Raw genomic sequence first — 17,351 nt, forward strand, 5'->3', positions numbered from 1 at the left:
TTCTTCCTACGGCTCGAACTTGTAGCCCAGACCGCGCACCGTCACCAGGTAGCGCGGGGCGCCCGGGTCCGGCTCGATCTTGGCGCGCAGACGCTTGACGTGGACGTCGAGGGTCTTGGTGTCGCCGACGTAGTCCGCGCCCCACACCCGGTCGATGAGCTGCATGCGGGTCAGCACGCGGCCCGCGTTGCGCAGCAGCATCTCCAGGAGGTCGAACTCCTTCAGCGGCAGGTCGACCTTGCCGCCGGAGACCGTCACCACGTGGCGGTCCACGTCCATGCGGACCGGGCCGGCCTCCAGGGCCGCCGGGGTGACCTCCTCCGGCTCGCCCCGGCGGCGCAGCACCGCGCGGATGCGGGCGACCAGCTCCCGCGAGGAGAAGGGCTTGGTCACGTAGTCGTCGGCCCCTATCTCCAGGCCGACGACCTTGTCGATCTCGCTGTCCTTGGCGGTCACCATGATGACCGGGACGTTCGAGCGGCCGCGCAGCTGGCGGCAGACCTCCGTGCCGGGCAGGCCCGGGAGCATCAGGTCGAGGAGGACGAGGTCGGCTCCGTTGCGCTCGAACTCGTCGAGGCCGTCGGGCCCGGTCGCCGCGACGGCGACCTCGAAGCCTTCCTTGCGGAGCATGTACGACAGGGCGTCGCTGAAGGATTCCTCATCCTCGACGACGAGCACTCGGGTCACGGAAGGACCTCCGGGGCAGGAAGCGGTTCGGTCATGAGATCGGGGGTGAGCGACGAGGCGGGGCGGCGGTCCCGTGCGGAGCCCGCCTCGGGCAGCCGCAGGGTGAAGGTGGAGCCCTGGCCCTCGGTGCTCCAGACGGTGACCTCGCCGCCGTGCGAGGCGGCCACGTGCTTCACGATGGCCAGGCCGAGGCCCGTACCGCCGGTGGCACGGGAGCGGGCGGGGTCGACGCGGTAGAAGCGCTCGAAGACGCGCTCCTTGTCCTTGTCGGGGATGCCGATGCCCTGGTCGGTGACGGCGATCTCGATGAGGTCGCCGCCGGGCGCGGCGACCTTGCGGGCCGCGATGCCGACGCGGGTGTGGGCCGGTGAGTAGTTGACGGCGTTCTCGACGAGGTTGCCGAGGGCGGCGGCGAGCTGGCCGCGGCTGCCCCAGATCCGCAGGTCGGCGGAGCCTCCGGAGACCATGGTGATCTGCTTGGTGCCGGCGGTGTGCCGGGAGCGGTCGATCGCCTCGGCGACCAGCTCGTCCACGGACACCGGTTCGGAGTCCTCCAGCGGATCGTCGTTCTGCACGCGGGAGAGGTCGATCAGCTCCTGTACGAGGTTGGTGAGACGGGTCGCCTCGATCTGCATCCGGCCGGCGAAGCGGGTGACCGCCTCGGGGTCGTCCGAGGCGTCCATGACCGCCTCGGAGAGCAGGGAGAGCGCGCCCGTGGGCGTCTTCAGCTCATGGCTCACGTTGGCGACGAAGTCCCGTCGCACCGCTTCGATGCGCCGGGCCTCGGTGAGGTCCTCGACCAGGAGCAGGACCAGCCGGGAGCCCAGCGGGGCGACGCGGGCGGAGACGGCGAGGGCCTCGCCGCGCCCGGTGCCGCGCCGGGGCAGGTCCAGTTCGACCTGCCGTATCTCTCCGTCGCGGCGGGTGTCGCGGGCCATGGTGAGCATGGCCTCGACGGCCAGTTTGCCGCCGCGGACCAGACCGAGCGCGTACGCCGCCGAGCTGGCCTTCACCACGGAGTCGCTCTCGTCGAGGACGACCGCGGAGGAGCGCAGTACGGACAGCACGGTGTCGACGCCGGGCGGGAGCACGGCGTCGGTGTGCAGCGAGGTGCGGGTGGGTCGCGTCTGGTCGCGTTCGCTCCAGCGGAACGCCAGCACGGCGATCACGCCGGTGCACACCCCGGCGATCGCTGCCAATGCGGCGACTGCCGCGTTCACGTCCATGCCTCAAGGTTATGCGGGCTCGCGGACCCTCTCCCAGCCGTACGAGTGGCTGCTCGAACAGTCGTCGCCCAGAGTTCACCCTGGGGACGGGGCCGGTTCACTTGTCCCGGCGGGCGCGGTGGCGCGCGTCGCCCAGAGTTCACCTGGGGGACGGTGCCGGTTCACACGAGGGGGTGGAGCCGGACGCGTAGGGGGCCGAACGTGGAAACGTGGGGGTCCGAGCCCCACTCGGGCCGGGAACTTCCGGGGCTTCCGGAGCCTTGCGTAGGGGTCCGGAGCTTTGCGTAGAGGTAGAGAGGGACATCGATGCGGGACGCGTACCACGAGGAACTGGACTCGATCGGCGAGAGCCTGGTCGAGATGGCCCGACTCGTCGGATCGGCGATCGGGCGCGCCACGACGGCGATGCTCGACGCCGACCTGAAGCTCGCGGAGAGCGTGATCGCGGCGGACCAGAAGGTGGACGACCTCCAGCACGACCTGGAGGCGCGGGCGATAGCGCTGCTCGCCCGCCAGCAGCCGGTGGCGACGGACCTGCGGATCGTGGTGACCTCGCTGCGGATGAGCGCCGACCTGGAGCGCTCGGGCGACCTGGCACAGCACGTCGCGAAGCTGGCGCGGCTGCGGTTCCCGGCGTCGGCGGTGCCGAGGGACCTGCACGCGACCATCCTGGAGATGGGTCAGCTGGCGCAGCGCCTGATGGCGAAGGCGGCGGAGGTCATCATCACCAAGGACGTCGACCTGGCGCTCCAGCTGGAGCAGGACGACGACGAGATGGACCTGCTGCACCGGACGCTGTTCCGGCACCTGATGGACGACCGCTGGAAGCACGGCATCGAGACGGCGGTGGACGTGACGCTGCTCGGCCGGTACTACGAGCGGTTCGCGGACCACGCGGTGTCGGTGGCGAAGCGGGTGGTGTACCTGGTGACGGGCGAGCACGCGGACGAGCTCCAGGCGGCGGAGGCGCCGGTGGAGGGGGCGTAGCTCCCCGCCGGAACCGCTCCAAAACACACAGGTGTGCGGGCTCCGGTGCGCCGTTGATGCGCCGGTCCGGGTGGGCATGCAATGGGGGGAGGCGATCCGCGCCTCGAAAGGGAGGGACCCTCATGGCCGATTCCCCGATGACGACCGAATCCGGGGCGGAACCGCCGCGCGAGGCGGTCCTGCTGCCCGTCCTCGGCGCCTGCGGCTGCGGCTCGGGCTGTGGCTGCGGATGCCAGTCGGGCGGCCCGTGCCAGTGCGGGGGCTGCTCGGGCTGAACGGGGGGGGAGGGGGGTGCGGCTCGCCGCACCCCCCTCTTTCCCACCCGGGGTCACCCGGGGTCACCCGAACTCACCCGAGGTCGAGCACGCCTACGACCTGCCGCCCGCTGTGCTCACCGGTGGGGCGGAAGCCGAGCCGGTGGTAGAACGCGCCGGGCCCCCCGTCGCCCGGCTCCCAGCTGACGTACATCCGCCGCTCCCCGCGCCGCCGCAGCTCGTCGGCGACGGCGCGGACCGCGAAGCGCCCGTACCCCTTTCCCTGTACGTCGGCGGAGATGTTGAGCCGCCAGAGGCCGCTGCGGCGGTCGCCGTCCGCCTCCTCGCCCCACGGGATGTCGAGGTAGGCCATGAGGAACCCGACGATCCGGTCCCCGTCGAGGATCAGCCGTGGCCAGGCGGCCTCCCCGAAGGCGTACGCCTCGGCGAGGGAGCGCACCACGGGGGCGACGTTCCGCTCCTGGTGGGGATGGACGCGGAGGTCGAGGGCGGCGTCGACGTTGGCGGGGGTGATCTCCTCCAGGCGGAGTGACGTGTCCGGGGTGACCTGGGGGTCCGGGGTGTACGGGGCGCTCATGACGTGGACGCTAGCGGGACCGTACGGATCCGTCGTGCGGTTTCTTCCGTACGCGCGGCGGGGGGCGCCGGAGCGGGTGCGTTCCGCGAGCGGCCCGGTCCCCCGTCGGGCGGTCCCGGACGGCGCGTCCCGTCACCGCCGGCGGGTCTGTCGTCCCGGTCCGCGCTCCCGTACGTTGGCCCCCACGGCACGTCGCCGTCATGACCCGGGGGCCACGATGGAACAGCTTCGGACACTCGTCGAACGTCACGGCGAACGCGCGCAGGAACCCGTACGTTTCCGCCCGGGGACGTGGCGCCCGTGGCTGGAGCCGCACCGGGCGGCGCACGTGCTCGACATCGGCGTCCCGTCCACGGGCGGGGTGCGCGGCGACCGGCTCGTCGGCCGGGACGACCTGGCCGCCCTCCGCGACCGCGTCGGCGACGACCCCGACGGCCTGCGCGACCTGTTCGTGGCCGTCATGATCTGGGGCTCGGGCACCACCAACGGGCGGGGCCCCCGGTACACCGGAGCGGCCCTCGCCGACCCGCGCCTGCCCGCCGTCCTCCGGAGCACGCGCGAGGCGGTCCGGGCCGGCGATCTGGGCGGCGCCTACCGGAAGTTCGTCCTCAGGGGCGTGGGACGGTCCTTCTTCACCAAGTGGTTCAGGACCGTGGACGACCGCGACGCCCCGTGCGAGCGGGCCCTGATCCTCGACGACCGGGTCTTCCGCTCCCTGAACGCCCTCGGGTGGTCCAGCTGGGAGGCGGCCGGAACGCGCCACTGGCCCACCCGGTACACCACCTACGTCCACCACATGCACGACTGGGCGTCCTCCATGGGGGTCACGGCGGACTGGCTCGAATGGTTCCTCTTCAGCCTGAACGGCCGCCTGGACGAGCCCGAGTCCTGAGAGCACCGGAGCCGGTGCCTCCCGGGGCACGCGCCACCGGCTCGCGTCCCGCATCGACACCACGACCCGCCGCGTCACCGACCGGTCCACCAGCATGACCATGCCCCCCACCGGCGGAGGACCCGCAGGTAGGGGGCGTGATCACATGGGCTACTTCTTCTTGCCCTGGTTCTTCACGGCCTCGATCGCCGCCGCGGCCGCCTCCGGGTCGAGGTACGTGCCGCCCGGCTTCAGGGGCTTGAAGTCCCCGTCCAGTTCGTAGGCGAGGGGGATGCCGGTCGGGATGTTGAGGCCCGCGATGTCGGCGTCCGAGATGCCGTCCAGGTGCTTGACCAGGGCGCGGAGGCTGTTGCCGTGGGCCGCGATCAGGACCGTGCGGCCGGCGAGCAGGTCCGGGACGACGCTGTCGTACCAGTAGGGGAGCATCCGCTCCACGACGTCCTTCAGGCACTCCGTGCGCGGGCGCAGCTCCGGCGGGATCGTCTGGTAACGGGCGTCGTGGGCCTGCGAGTACTCGCTGTCGTCGGAGAGCGGCGGCGGCGGGGTGTCGTACGAGCGGCGCCACAGCATGAACTGCTCCTCGCCGAACTCGGCGAGCGTCTGCGCCTTGTCCTTGCCCTGGAGGGCCCCGTAGTGACGCTCGTTCAGGCGCCAGGAACGGTTCACCGGGATCCAGTGGCGGTCGGCCGCCTCGAGCGCGAGCTGCGCCGTGCGGATGGCGCGCTTCTGGAGGGAGGTGTGCAGCACGTCGGGCAGCAGGCCGGCGTCCTTGAGCAGCTCGCCGCCGCGCGTCGCCTCCTTCTCGCCCTTCGCGGTGAGGTTCACGTCCACCCATCCGGTGAACAGATTCTTCTCGTTCCACTCGCTCTCGCCGTGGCGGAGGAGGATCAGCTTGTACGGTGCGTCGGCCATGCGTACGAGCCTAATCGACCCCCGGTGATTGCCGCGCGCCGTCAATCGAGTGGTGTCCGGCATGAGAGATGCGTAAGTTGCGTGTGGCCAGAAGGAGTCTTACGCATCAGGGGGACCGCCACACATGTCCATCAGTTCGCTCAGACGATCGGCCCGTGCGACGGTCTCGGGCCTCCCGCCCGGCTTCTGGTGGCTCTGGCTCTCGACCCTCGTCAACCGCACCGGCGCCTTCGTCCTCACCTTCCTCTCCCTCTACCTGACGCTGGAACTCGGGCACTCCGCCTGGTTCGCCGGGCTCGTCGTCGCCCTCCACGGCCTCGGCGGCGTCGCCGGCTCCCCGCTGGGCGGCACCCTCACCGACCGCTGGGGCCGCCGCCCCACCATGATCACCACGCACCTCGCCGGTGCCGCCTGCGCCGCCGCCCTCGCCGTCGTCACCAGCCCCTGGGCCATCGCCACCGCCGTCCTCCTCATGGGCGCCGCCATGCAGGCCGTCCGGCCCTCCATCAACGCGACCATCGCCGACATGGTCCCCGCCCACGACGTGCGCCGGGCCTACGCCCTCAACTACTGGGCCCTCAACCTCGGCTTCGCCATCGCCTCCATCGGCGGCGGCGCGGCGGCCTTCCTCGGCTACCGCACCCTCTTCGTCGTCGACGCCGTCGCCACCGTCCTGTGCGCCGTGATCGTCTTCCTCCGGCTTCCCGAAACCCGCCCCGAGCGGCGCCCCCGGACCGTGGACGAGCCCGTGGCCGAGGAGAAGGCCGGCATGCTCACCGTGCTGCGCGACGCGCCCTTCCGCACGCTCGTCCTCCTCAACCTGCTCGTCTGCCTGGTGTTCACCGCCCCCTGGATCGGGCTGCCCCTCACCATGGCCGCCCAGGGCCTCTCCCCCTCCTCGTACGGCGTCGTCATCGCCGTCAACGGCATCGTCATCGTCGGCTTCCAGCTCCTCGTCAACAAGCTGACCGACAAGCGCTCCCCGGTGCTCCTGCTCGCCCTCTCCGCCCTCCTCTTCGGCCTCGGCACCGGCGCCACCGCCCTCGCCGGGTCCTCCGTCGCCTTCGCCGCGACCGTCGTCGTCTGGACCGTCGGCGAGATGATCCACGTCCCGACCAACGCCGCCGCCACCGCCCTCCTCGCCCCCGAGCACGCCCGGGGCCGCTATCAGGGCGTCATGGGCATGTCCTGGGCCGTCGCCGGTTTCGTCGCCCCGATCCTCGCCGGCGCGATCGTCGACGGCCCCGGCCCCGGCGTCCTGTGGGCGGCCACGGCCGCGATCGGCGCCGTCGCCGCCGTCGGGTACCCGACCCTGCTGCGGAAGGCCCTGGCCGAGGGCTCCGACACGGCCTTCGCTTCCGATCACGAGTCCGGATCCGGGCACGAGTCCGACCCCGGTCTCGATACCGGAGCCGGTCTCGGTACCGGGGTCGAGCGCGACGCCGGGGCCGGTCCCGTCCCCGTCCCCGTGGCCGTTCCCCTCGGGAAGGGGGAGGACGCCGGCCGGACACCGGACGACGTCTGATCCCCGCCCGGCGCCCGGGTCCCGGTCCTCGTCCTTCCGGCTTCCGGGCGCCGGGCCGGGGCGGGCCTTCCCCTCCGTACGCGCCGCGACGGCGCCCGCCCGCACCGAGCACGGGCGGGCGCCGTCGCGGCGTTCGGGGGTCTCTCAGCCGACCGGCTTCTCCCGCGGTTCCTCCACCGGCTCGTCCGCCGGCTTCCCGAGGAGGTGCTTGAACGCGTCCAGGTTCCGGGTCGACTCGCCCCGCGAGACCCGCCACGCGTACTCGCGCCGGATCGACGTCGCGAAGCCCAGCTCCAGGAGCGTGTTGAAGTCGCCGTCCGCCGCCTCCAGGACCGAGCCGAGCAGCCGGTCCAGTTCCTCGGGCGTGACGGCGGCGAGCGGGAGCTTGCCGGTGAGGTAGACGTCGCCGAGGCCGTCGACCGCGTACCCCACCCCGTACAGCTTGAGGTTGCGTTCGAGGAGCCAGCGGTGGACGCCCGCCTCGTTCTCGTCCGGGTGGCGGACGACGAAGGCGTTGAGGGAGAGCGAGTGGCGGCCCGCGCGCAGGGAGAGCGTGGTGAAGAGCTTGCGCGTGCCGGGGAGCTTGACGACGTAGGAGCCCGGTCCGGGGGACTCCCACTCCAGCTCCGCGTCGTCGAGCGTGGACTCGATGGTCTGCCGAACGCCCTCGGCGGTCTTGTCCTCAGCCATGGTGGGAGCGTACGCGACGCCGGTTCTCGCGCAGCCGGTGGTCGTGGACGGCGGCCGTGTAGACGTCCGCCGTGGCCGAGGCCGCCGTGTCCCAGCCGAAGGAGCCCGCGTGCGCCGCCGCCGCGTCGCCCATCCGGGCCGACAGGGACGGGTCGGCCACGAAGCGGCCGAGGGCCCGCGCGTAGTCCGCCGGGTCGTGGCCCTGTACGAGGAAGCCGGTCACGCCGTCCCGTACGGCCACGGGCAGGCCGCCCACCGCCGCCGCGACGACCGGGGTGCCGGCCGCCTGTGCCTCTATGGCGACCAGGCCGAAGGACTCGCTGTACGAGGGCATCACGAGCACGCTGGCCGCGCGGAACCAGTCGGCGAGCCGCTCCTGGCCCACCGGCGGGTGGAAGCGCACGATGTCCGCGACGCCGAGCCGGGCGGCGAGCTTCTGGAGCCCCTCCGGCCTGGCCAGGCCGCTGCCGCTCGGGCCGCCGACCACCGGGACGACCATGCGCGCGCGCAGGGACGGGTCCCGTTCCACCAGCAGGGCGGCCGCCCGCAGCAGGATGTCCGGGGCCTTCAGGGGCTGTATGCGGCCGGCGAAGACCGGTACGAACGCGTCCTGCGGCAGGCCGAGCCGGGCGCGGGCGGCGGCGCGGCCGTCGCCGGGGCGGAAGCGGTCGAGGTTGACGCCCGGGTGGACGACCGCGATCTTGCCGGGCTCCGCGTCGTAGAAGCGGGCCAGTTCGCCGGCCTCCTCGGTCGTGTTCGCGATCAGCCGGTCGGCGGCGGAGACGATCTGGGTCTCGCCGATCACCCGGGCCGCCGGCTCGGGCGTGTCGCCCTCGGCGAGCGCGGCGTTCTTGACCTTCGCCATGGTGTGCATGGCGTGGACCAGCGGGACGCCCCAGCGCTCGGCGGCGAGCCAGCCGACGTGGCCGGAGAGCCAGTAGTGGGAGTGGACGAGGTCGTAGTACCCCGGGCGGTGGTTCGCCCACGCCCGCATCACGCCGTGCGTGAAGGCACAGAGCTGGGCCGGCAGCTCCTCCTTGGCCAGGCCCTCGTACGGCCCCGCGTCCACGTGCCGCACGAGCACGCCCGGCGTCAGCTCGACCACCGGGGGGAGGCCGCCGGCGGTGGCCCGGGTGAAGATCTCCACCTCGATGTCGATGGCGGCGAGCCGCTTGGCCAGCTCGACGATGTAGACGTTCATGCCGCCCGCGTCGCCGGTGCCCGGCTGGTGCAGCGGCGAGGTGTGGACGCTGAGCATGGCCACGCGCCGGGGGGCACGGGACCGGCCGGGAAGCCGGAGCCGGTTCGGCGCCGGGTGCCGGTGCCGGGTGCCGGCGAACCGGGACACGTACTGGCTCACGTCGGCGGTCCTTCCGCTCGGGGCCCGCGGACCGTGCTCCCGGACCGGCCGGGACCGGGGCGGGAGCCGGGGCCGGGCCGGGACCGGAGCCGGTGACCGGGCCTTCGGGCTGAACTGAACTGGGTCTGGACGGGCTGGGCTGGGTCCGCAGGGCGGGCGGAGGGCGCGGTGCGCCTTCCAGCGGCGAGAACACCGGAACGGTCCCTTTCATTTCCGCTGGTGGGGGCCTTTTGCCAATTCGTTGCCGTGAGCCCGGGTCCCTCGCTCCCCCGCCCCGCACCGCCTGGCCCCCTCGACCCTCCGGCACCTCTCGCCCGCCCCGCACCACCCGGCCCCTCGCCCCTCCGGCGCCCCTCCCCCACCCCTTACGCTCGTGGCATGGCCCCGCGCACCACCCGCCCCGTCGGCACGCCGACCCGCGGGACCACCAACCCCAACCGGCTGCGCCGCATGGACCGCTGGATCGCCGCCGTCCACGGTCCCGCCCTGCGCCGCTCCCCCGGGCCGCCGCTCGCCGTCGACCTCGGGTACGGGGCCGCCCCCTGGACCGCCGTCGAGCTGCTCGCCCGGCTGCGCACCGCCGACCCCCGCGCGCTCCTGTACGGCGTCGAGATCGAGCCCGCCCGGGTCGAGGCCGCCAGGCCGTACGAGCACGACGGGCTCTCCTTCGTGCACGGCGGCTTCGAGGTGCCCGTCCCCGGCCGGGCCGCCCTGATCCGGGCGGCGAACGTGCTGCGCCAGTACGACGAGGAGCAGGTCGCGGCCGTCTGGGAGCGCCTGTGCGGACGGCTCGCCCCGGACGGGCTGCTCGTGGAGGGCACCTGCGACGAGATCGGGCGCCGGCACGTGTGGGTGGCGCTCGGTCCGGGCGGGCCGCGCACGGTGACCTTCGCGACCCGGCTCGGTTCGCTCGACCGGCCCTCGGACCTGGCGGAACGGCTGCCGAAGGCGCTGATCCACCGGAACGTGCCGGGCGAGCCGGTGCACGCCTTCCTGCGGGACTTCGACCGGGCGTGGGCGGCGGCCGCCCCGTACGCCTCCCTCGGCGCGCGTCAGCGGTGGATCCGCTCCGTCCGCGACCTGGCGGCGGACTGGCCCGTGACGGACGGGCCGCGACGGTGGCGGCAGGGCGAGGTGACGGTGCGGTGGGAGGCGCTGGCGCCCCGGGGGTGAGGCCCCCTCGGGGGCCGCGGGGACGGGCGGGGAGGGGCGGGGACGGCGAGGGCGACGCGGCACCCCGTAAGGGACAACACGGACGCCACCGGGCGGCCGACCCCGATTCCTCCCCCGTTCCGGACCCGTTCTCCGTACGAGGGGAACGCCTCGCCCGTCACGCTCGTCCCTTGTGTGGGGGAGCGGGTCCGGCAGGCCGCACACGGGTCCGGCAGGTCCCGCCCGCCCCCGTTACTTGTTACTTGCCGGTTTCGCATGGCAGCATCACCACGTCACCATCAAGTTACCGGCGGTAAGCCGGTCTCGTGCCACGTGACGTCCGAGGGGGAGTTCGTGAACCGACGCCGACGCGCCAGCGCCGCGATCACCGTGGTCTGCGCCCTGGCCGTGCTGGCCTCCCCCGCGCTGGCCCTCCGGGCCTCCGCCGCGCCCCTCCCCCCGCCGCCGCCGAAGAAGAGCCTGGAACAGGTGCGCGCGGAGATGAACGACCTGTACCGGCAGGCCGCCGTCGCCACCGACGCGTACAACCTCGCCGAGGAGAAGGCCAGGGAGCAGTCCGCCGAGATCGTCCGGGTCGACCGGATGCTCGCCGAGGGGCGCGCGAAGATCGAGGACCTCAGGAACCGGGCCGGTGCCGCCGCCCGCGCCCAGTACCGCAACGGCGGCCTCCCCGACGGCGCGCGGTTCGTCCTCACCAACGACCCGCAGCTCTTCCTCGACAACGCGGGACGCCTCCAGGCCGGCGCGAAGGCCACCACGGACCTCCTCGCCGACATGACCCGCACCCAGGCCGCACTGGACGTCTACGCGCGGGAGGCGAGCGACAACTGGTCCAGGCTGGAGGCCAACCGCGACCGCCAGGACCGGGCGAAGAAGGAGATCAACGGCAAGATCGACGCGGCCAGGAGACTGGAGGCCACGCTCGCCGCCGAGGAGCGGGAGCGGCTGCGGTTCCTGGAGGAACTGGCGCAGAAGCAGGCCCAGACGCGCTGGCTCGGCACCGGCGTCCTCACCGGCCCGAAGGCGGGGGCGACCCCGGAGGGCGCGAGGGCGGTCGCGTTCGCGACGGCCCAGATCGGCAAGCCGTACGGATGGGGCGACGAGGGCCCCTCGTCGTTCGACTGCTCCGGCCTGACCCAGAGCGCCTGGGGCGTCGCGGGCCGCCCCATCCCGCGCACCTCGCAGGAGCAGTGGCGGCTGCTGCCGCGCGTGGACGTCCGGGACATGCGGCCGGGCGACCTGATCGTCTACTTCGCGGACGCGAGCCACATCGGGATGTACGTCGGGAACGGGATGATGGTGCACGCGCCGCGCCCCGGCCGGAACGTGACCCTGGCGGGCGCGGGCTCGATGGAGATCCTGGGCGTCGTCCGTCCGGCGTGACGTTTCTCATGGCCGCCGTCGCCCCCCGGTGCGGCGCACGGGCGACTACCTCCCCTTCCGCGGCATATGCCAAGCCTCGCGCGCGCCCTCGCGGGCGATCGCCGTTCCGCTGCGCGCCCCCCTACCGCTAGGGTCCGGGACGGGCGGGGCGCCACCCGGCGCTCCGCGCACCCTCGGGGGAGGGAAAGGAACCCGGACCGATGCCCGTACCCGTACCGCGCCGGAAGCACGTCTCCGCCGCCGCGGGTCCCGGCGACGCCACCGTTACGGACGCCAGCGCCATGGACGCCACCTCATGACAGGCACAGTCACCGGCACCGACCGCACCGCCCTCACCCTCCTGGTCGTCGAGGACGACCCGGCGGGCGCCCTCGCCGTACCCGAGCTGCTCGACGCGGCGGACGCCGCCGGCACCCGCGTGCGCATCCGTACCGCCCGCAACCTCACCGAGGCCGAGCGGCTCCTCACCGACGACGTCCACTGCGTCCTGGTGGACCTCTCCCTGCCCGCTCCCCGGGCCGCCGGGGACGACCCGCTCGCCCCGCTCCGCCACATCCTGCGCCTGGCCCCGCACCACGCCGTCCTCGCCCTCGCGGCCTCGGCCGACGCGGACCTGGCGGCCGAGGCGGTACGGGTCGGGGCCCAGGACCACCTCTTCCGCGAGGAGCTGGACGGGCGGCTGCTCAGCCGGGCCATCCGGTACGCGGTGGAGCGCAAACGGGCCGACGCCGTCCAGGTGAAGCTGGCCGAGTCCCGGCTGCGGGCCCAGGAGAACGCCCGGCTGGAGCGCGGCCTGCTCCCGACGCCGCTCCTGGACGGCTCCGACCTGCGGTTCGCGGCCCACTACCGGCCGGGCCGGTCCCGCGCGCTGCTCGGCGGCGACTTCTACGACGTCGTCCGCACCCCGGACGGCACCGTCCACGCCATGATCGGCGACGTGTGCGGGCACGGCCCCGACGAGGCGGCGCTCGGCGTCGAACTGCGGATCGCCTGGCGGGCCCTGACCTTCGCGGGCCTGTGCGGGGACGAACTCCTCTCGACCCTGCAGCGGGTCCTGGAGCACGAGCGGGAGAGCGAGGAGATCTTCGCGACCCTCTGCACCGTGGACATCGCGCCCGACGGACGCCGGGCGGGCCTGTGCCTGGCCGGCCACCCCTCGCCCCTGATCGCCCGGCGGGGGCAGGCGGCACGGCTCCTCCCGTACGAGGACGGCGGCCCGGCCCTGGGACTGCTGCCCCTCGCGCGCTGGCCGTGCCTCCAGGTGGAGCTGGGCGGGGTGTGGAGCCTGTTCCTCTACACGGACGGCCTGATCGAGGGCCGTTCGGCGGGGCCCGGATCGCCGCGGCTCGGCCAGGAGGGGATGGTCGGGATGATGAACCGGCAGCTGGCGGCGGGGCTGCGGGGCGAGGAGCTCCTGGAGGCGGCCGTCACGGAGGTCCGCTCCCTGAACGGCGGCGAACTGACGGACGACGTGGCCGTCCTGGCCCTGGAAAGGGAGAAGGCCCGGGGGTGACCCCCGGGCCCTCGCCGGCCACCGTCCCGCGCCGCTACCGGTCGCCGTTGTAGGGGCCGTACGGTCCGTCGCTGCTGGAACCGCCGCCCCGGCGGCCGCCCCCCGAGACCTGCGCGAGCGCCGGGCGCACGTCCACCATGAAGACGATGGCGGCGATCACCCCGGCGATCTGCAGGAACAGCATCGGCAGGAGCAGGTTCAGGGCGAGGTTGACGCCCAGGACGACCAGCCAGAACTTCTTCGTCTGCTTCTCCGCCGCGCGGTAGGCGTCCTCGCGCGCCATGGCGGCGAAGACGAGCGCCGCGACGGCGAATCCGGTGAAGACGAGGAACGTCACCAGGGAGAGAAGGGAATCGAATCCCGCGCGCAACATGCTGGGCACCGCCTAAGGGGAGGGTGGAGAGAGCGCCTCACGGTCAAGGTACCCGGTCCGGCTCCCCGGCTACCCGCTTCGGAACCCGCCCTACTCCTTCTCGGCGGTGACGGGCGCCTTACCGGCGGACGCCTTGCGGGCGGCGGGCTTCTTCGCGGGCGCCTTCCCGGCACCGGAAGCGGTCCCGTCCCCGGCCTCGGCCTCGGCCTCGGCGATGATCGTCCCGACCGTCCTGGCCGCTCCGGTCTTCGCCCCGGTCCTCGTCCCGGCCTTCTCCGTCTTCCCGGCCTCGGCGGCCTCCACGGCCTTCTCGTCCCCGGGGGTCTCCTCGACCACGACGGCCTTCCCGGCCGCGGGGGCCTTCGGCTCCGGGTCGGGCTCGACGACGATGGCGATCTCGGTGATCTCCTCGGCGGCCTCACCGCGCCAGGCGCGGACGGCCTCCTCGCCGTGGGCGGCGACCTCCTCGTACTTCTCGCGCGCCTTGACGGCGTACTCGGCGGCGACGCCGACTCCGCGCAGGGCGAGGTCCTGGGCGGTCTCGCCGACCTTCTTGAAGTCGGCGTCGAAGCCGCCGACGACCTCGGCGAGCTTCGTGCGGGCGGTGGCCCGGGCCTCCTTGGCCTGGGCGGCCACCTTCTCCTGCACGGCCTTCGGGTCGGTCTTCCGGACGGCCTCGATGCGCGAGGGCGCCTCGGCCGCGATCTGCTCGATCAGGCCGGGAACCTTCCGGGCCTGCCGCACGGCGAGATCGGCGGTGCCGGCGGCGAAGTAGAGGGGGGTACGCAGTTCGTCGATGATGGCCATGCTGATGGTCCTCCCGGATGTGGCGTACTAGCGCGAAGGCGGTTCTTCGGCATCGGGCGCCGCGGCGGGCGCGGGGGCCTCTTCGGGGCCCGTCCCGGGGTCCGCTCCGGAAACGTCTCCGGCGGTCCCGGCGGTGCTCTCGGCGGCGTTCTCCTTGCGGAACGAGTCGTAGATCTGGAGCAGCACCTGCTTCTGCCGCTCGTTGATCGAGGGATCGGCCAGGATGACGGCCCGCGTCTCCAGCTCCTCCCGCTCCTTCTCGTCGAGGATTCCGGCCCGCACGTAGAGCGTCTCGGCGGAGATCCGCAGCGCCTTGGCGACCTGCTGCAGCACTTCGGCGCTGGGCTTCCGCAGCCCCCGCTCGATCTGGCTCAGGTACGGGTTCGACACCCCGGCGGCCTCGGCGAGCTGCCGCAGGGACAACTGCGCGCTCCTCCGCTGCTCGCGGAGGTACTCACCGAGATTGCCGACGTTGAGCGATGCCATGCTCCGACCATGCCAGCCTTTGCTAACTATTGCAAGCGAGCGCTTGCAATAGTGTCGCCGTGTCGTGCGGGCCGCCGCCCGCGCATGCCGGCGCCCCGGGGGCCGGGTCGCCCAGGAGTCGGGCCTGTTCCCCCGGCACCATGGACGCGGAGGAGTCGGGGAGGGGAGCGTGGATGAGCGGCGGGGTGAGGACGGCGGTACGGCGGTGGGCGCGGGGGCGCGGCCGGGGGCCGGGGGGCCGGGGCGGGGGCTCGGTGTGGACGCGGGGCCGGGTGCTCGCCGGGTGCGCGGTGGTGACGGGCGGGCTGCTGGCGTTCCACCGGACGGTGCCCGGCTCCCCGCTCCGGATCGGGAGCCTGCTGGAGTCGTTCCTGCCCTGGCTCGGCGCGGTGGCCGTGGTGCTGCTCGTCCTGGCGCTGCTGCGCCGTTCCGCGACCGCGCTGGTGGCCCTGCTGCTGCCGGCGGCGGCCTGGACGCACGCGTTCGGCGGGCTGCTGCTGCCCGGCCCGGAGGCGGGGCCGGGGCCGTACGACCTGCTCGTGGCGCAGCACAACGTGAGCGACGAGAACCGCGACCCGGCGGGCACGGCCCGGGCCCTGGCGGACGCGGGCCCCGACCTCGTCGCGTTGCAGGAGCTGGTGCCCCCGGCGCTGTCCGTCTACGAGGAGACCCTCGCGCCCGCGTATCCGTACCACGCGGTCCGGGGCACGGTCGGGCTCTGGTCGAAGCGCCCGCTCACGGAGGTCCGCCCGGTGGACATCCGGCCCCGTGGGATCACCGGCACCTGGGACCGGGGGCTGCGGGCCGTGGTCGGCGGCCCGCGCGGCGACATCGCGGTGTACATCGCGCACCTCCCCTCGGTCCGGGTCCGGGCGACCGGCCTGGCGTCCGCCCCGCGCGACGAGAGCGCCGTCCTGCTCGGGAAGGCCGTCGCCGCCGAGGAGCGGGGGACGGTGGTCCTGCTCGGCGACCTCAACGGCACGGCCGAGGACCGTGGTCTCGCCCCGCTGACCTCCCGCCTGAACACGGCCGAACGCGGCTTCGCCCTCAGTTTCCCGGCCGCCTTCCCGGTGGCCCGCATCGACCAGGTCATGGCCCGTTCGGCGACCGTCGCCCACGTCCGCACCCTGCCGCCCACCGGCAGCGACCACCTGCCGGTCCTCGCGCGGATCGCCCTGCGCCGAGGGGGCGCCGGGTCCCGGAACCAGGTGCCCGGCCACGTCCTCGCCGGTCCCGTCCGGCACCACGGAACCCTCCTCCCGGGGGCCCGCCCCGTGCCATCCTGGACAGGTGAATCTGGAGGACCTGGTACGGCTGCGGCGGGCTCGGGACACCATGGACCGCGACTACGCGTCGCCGCTGGACGTCCCGGCCCTGGCGCGGGCGGCCCTGATGTCGACCGGGCACTTCGCCCGGAGTTTCCGCGCGGCCTTCGGGGAGACCCCGTACAGCTATCTGATGACCCGCCGCGTCGAGCGGGCCAAGGCGTTGCTGCGGCGGGGTGACCTGAGCGTGACCGAGGTCTGCTTCGAGGTGGGCTGCACCTCGCTCGGGTCGTTCAGCTCCCGTTTCACCGCGCTCGTCGGGGAGACGCCCAGCGCGTACCGGGCCCGTGCCCACGAGGAGGGCGCCGCGCTCCCCGCGTGCGTCGCCAAGGTCCTCACCCGGCCCGTCAAGAACGGGTGACGTCGCGGAGCGGGCCGGAGCGGAGACCGGACGGAGAGGGGTGGGCATGGCGGCCGAACGCGTCTGGCTGGACGTTCCGTACGCCGAGAAGGACGAGGCCAAGCGCTGCGGCGCCCGCTGGGACCCGGCGGCCAGGCGGTGGTACGCGCCCCGGCCGGGCATGGACGCCCTGGCCCGGTGGAGCGGCGCCGCCGACGTGCCCGAGCTGCTGCCCGGGGAGGACCGGAGCCTCGGCGACGGCCTGTTCGTGGACCTCGTGCCGCGCACCTGCTGGTTCACCAACGTCCGGTCCTGCGTCGCGCCGGCCGACTGGGAGCGGCTGCGCCGGATGATCACCGGCCGGGCCGGGCGGCGCTGCGAGGCGTGCGGGGCGGGCGAGGACCGCGAGGCCCGGCGGTGGCTGGAGGCCCACGAGCGCTGGACGTTCGACGGGACCACCCGCGTCCAGGCGCTCAGGCGGCTCATCTGCCTGTGCACCGACTGCCACACGGTCACGCACTTCGGCCTCGCCCAGGTGCGCGGCCTGGAGGACCGGGCCCTCGCCCACCTGCGGAAGGTCACCGGGATGAGCGAGGCGCAGGCCCGCGAGCACGTCGACGTCGCCTTCGAGGTCTGGGAACGCCGTTCCCGGTACGACTGGGAGCTGGACCTCGGCATCCTCACGGACGCGGGCATCACCCTCGCCGCTCCCCCGGGCGCCGGTGAACGCGCCCGGGTCGCGGTGGAAACCCTGAACCGGTCCACCGGGGGCGGGAACGGCCTCCCCCGGGGGCCGCGCTGACGGCCGGGGCGCCGGAAC

18 protein-coding genes and 1 pseudogene are annotated in these 17,351 nt (G+C 73.9%); 10 read left to right on the forward strand and 9 right to left on the reverse strand.

The features are described 5' to 3' along the window. Positions 1-6: 6 nt before the first annotated feature. Together ACFYZY_RS02060 and ACFYZY_RS02065 are read right to left on the reverse strand one after the other, a co-directional pair. On the reverse strand, positions 7-687 hold the full coding sequence (locus tag ACFYZY_RS02060) for a response regulator transcription factor (protein ID WP_017242433.1): 681 nt from the start codon (positions 685-687) through the stop codon (positions 7-9). Beyond that, positions 684-1,913 (reverse strand): sensor histidine kinase, encoded by a 1,230-nt coding sequence (locus ACFYZY_RS02065; RefSeq protein ID WP_388688672.1) that lies wholly within the window; start codon positions 1,911-1,913, stop codon positions 684-686. The genes ACFYZY_RS02060 and ACFYZY_RS02065 overlap by 4 nt, the downstream gene beginning before the upstream one ends. Before the next feature lie 306 nt (positions 1,914-2,219). On the opposite strand from ACFYZY_RS02065, the gene phoU reads away from it, so the two are divergent. Continuing rightward, positions 2,220-2,900: a phosphate signaling complex protein PhoU gene (phoU, locus tag ACFYZY_RS02070; RefSeq protein WP_388688674.1), complete on the forward strand. Its 681-nt coding sequence runs from the start codon at positions 2,220-2,222 to the stop codon at positions 2,898-2,900. A gap of 122 nt (positions 2,901-3,022) precedes the next feature. After that, positions 3,023-3,175: a hypothetical protein gene (locus ACFYZY_RS02075; protein WP_388688676.1), complete on the forward strand. Its 153-nt coding sequence runs from the start codon at positions 3,023-3,025 to the stop codon at positions 3,173-3,175. Positions 3,176-3,248: 73 nt separating this feature from the next. Here the strand turns inward: ACFYZY_RS02075 and ACFYZY_RS02080 are convergent, their stop codons facing one another. Next, on the reverse strand, positions 3,249-3,752 hold the full coding sequence (locus ACFYZY_RS02080) for a GNAT family N-acetyltransferase (RefSeq protein ID WP_388688677.1): 504 nt from the start codon (positions 3,750-3,752) through the stop codon (positions 3,249-3,251). A gap of 217 nt (positions 3,753-3,969) precedes the next feature. On the opposite strand from ACFYZY_RS02080, the gene ACFYZY_RS02085 reads away from it, so the two are divergent. After that, a complete protein-coding gene (locus ACFYZY_RS02085; RefSeq protein ID WP_388688679.1) occupies positions 3,970-4,644 on the forward strand; it encodes a hypothetical protein in 675 nt (224 codons plus the stop codon). A 150-nt stretch (positions 4,645-4,794) separates the two neighbouring features. Here ACFYZY_RS02085 and ACFYZY_RS02090 read toward each other — a convergent pair whose 3' ends face one another. Continuing rightward, positions 4,795-5,556 carry a phosphoglyceromutase gene (locus tag ACFYZY_RS02090; protein ID WP_388688681.1) on the reverse strand — a complete coding sequence of 254 codons (762 nt, stop codon included), beginning with the start codon at positions 5,554-5,556 and terminating at the stop codon, positions 4,795-4,797. Between the two features lie 124 nt (positions 5,557-5,680). Between ACFYZY_RS02090 and ACFYZY_RS02095 the strand changes: the two genes are divergently transcribed. Continuing rightward, the gene (locus ACFYZY_RS02095; protein WP_388688682.1) at positions 5,681-7,081 is read left to right on the forward strand and encodes an MDR family MFS transporter; all 1,401 of its coding nucleotides are present in this window, start codon (positions 5,681-5,683) and stop codon (positions 7,079-7,081) included. A gap of 144 nt (positions 7,082-7,225) precedes the next feature. Here ACFYZY_RS02095 and ACFYZY_RS02100 read toward each other — a convergent pair whose 3' ends face one another. Further along, positions 7,226-7,771: a YbjN domain-containing protein gene (locus ACFYZY_RS02100; RefSeq protein WP_388688684.1), complete on the reverse strand. Its 546-nt coding sequence runs from the start codon at positions 7,769-7,771 to the stop codon at positions 7,226-7,228. Further along, positions 7,764-9,131, reverse strand: coding sequence for a D-inositol-3-phosphate glycosyltransferase (gene mshA, locus ACFYZY_RS02105; RefSeq protein ID WP_388688685.1), 1,368 nt, complete (start codon positions 9,129-9,131; stop codon positions 7,764-7,766). Before mshA ends, ACFYZY_RS02100 begins: the two co-directional genes overlap by 8 nt. 378 nt (positions 9,132-9,509) lie before the next feature. On the opposite strand from mshA, the gene ACFYZY_RS02110 reads away from it, so the two are divergent. From ACFYZY_RS02110 to ACFYZY_RS02120, 3 genes are all read left to right on the forward strand, one after another. Beyond that, positions 9,510-10,304, forward strand: a complete 795-nt coding sequence (locus ACFYZY_RS02110) for a class I SAM-dependent methyltransferase (protein ID WP_388688687.1) — start codon at positions 9,510-9,512, stop codon at positions 10,302-10,304. A 333-nt stretch (positions 10,305-10,637) separates the two neighbouring features. Next, positions 10,638-11,687: an NlpC/P60 family protein gene (locus ACFYZY_RS02115; RefSeq protein ID WP_388688688.1), complete on the forward strand. Its 1,050-nt coding sequence runs from the start codon at positions 10,638-10,640 to the stop codon at positions 11,685-11,687. Positions 11,688-11,982: 295 nt separating this feature from the next. After that, a complete protein-coding gene (locus ACFYZY_RS02120) occupies positions 11,983-13,200 on the forward strand; it encodes a PP2C family protein-serine/threonine phosphatase (protein ID WP_388688689.1) in 1,218 nt (405 codons plus the stop codon). Positions 13,201-13,234: 34 nt separating this feature from the next. Here the strand turns inward: ACFYZY_RS02120 and ACFYZY_RS02125 are convergent, their stop codons facing one another. From ACFYZY_RS02125 to ACFYZY_RS02135, 3 genes are all read right to left on the reverse strand, one after another. Further along, entirely contained in the window at positions 13,235-13,573 is a 339-nt protein-coding gene (locus ACFYZY_RS02125) for a DUF2516 family protein (protein WP_388688794.1), read from the reverse strand. Positions 13,574-13,663: 90 nt separating this feature from the next. Continuing rightward, entirely contained in the window at positions 13,664-14,380 is a 717-nt protein-coding gene (locus tag ACFYZY_RS02130) for a hypothetical protein (protein WP_388688691.1), read from the reverse strand. A gap of 27 nt (positions 14,381-14,407) precedes the next feature. Further along, entirely contained in the window at positions 14,408-14,866 is a 459-nt protein-coding gene (locus ACFYZY_RS02135; protein WP_388688692.1) for a helix-turn-helix domain-containing protein, read from the reverse strand. A 272-nt stretch (positions 14,867-15,138) separates the two neighbouring features. On the opposite strand from ACFYZY_RS02135, the pseudogene ACFYZY_RS02140 reads away from it, so the two are divergent. The 3 genes and pseudogenes from ACFYZY_RS02140 to ACFYZY_RS02150 form a co-directional block, all read left to right on the forward strand. Next, positions 15,139-16,044: pseudogene (locus ACFYZY_RS02140) on the forward strand (endonuclease/exonuclease/phosphatase family protein); the annotation flags it as partial. Between the two features lie 112 nt (positions 16,045-16,156). After that, positions 16,157-16,552 (forward strand): helix-turn-helix domain-containing protein, encoded by a 396-nt coding sequence (locus ACFYZY_RS02145; RefSeq protein ID WP_388688694.1) that lies wholly within the window; start codon positions 16,157-16,159, stop codon positions 16,550-16,552. Between the two features lie 46 nt (positions 16,553-16,598). After that, the gene (locus ACFYZY_RS02150) at positions 16,599-17,333 is read left to right on the forward strand and encodes a DUF5710 domain-containing protein (protein ID WP_388688695.1); all 735 of its coding nucleotides are present in this window, start codon (positions 16,599-16,601) and stop codon (positions 17,331-17,333) included. Positions 17,334-17,351: the final 18 nt, after the last annotated feature.

The organism is Streptomyces sp. NPDC001744, assembly GCF_042892575.1.
Lineage (GTDB): Bacteria > Actinomycetota > Actinomycetes > Streptomycetales > Streptomycetaceae > Streptomyces.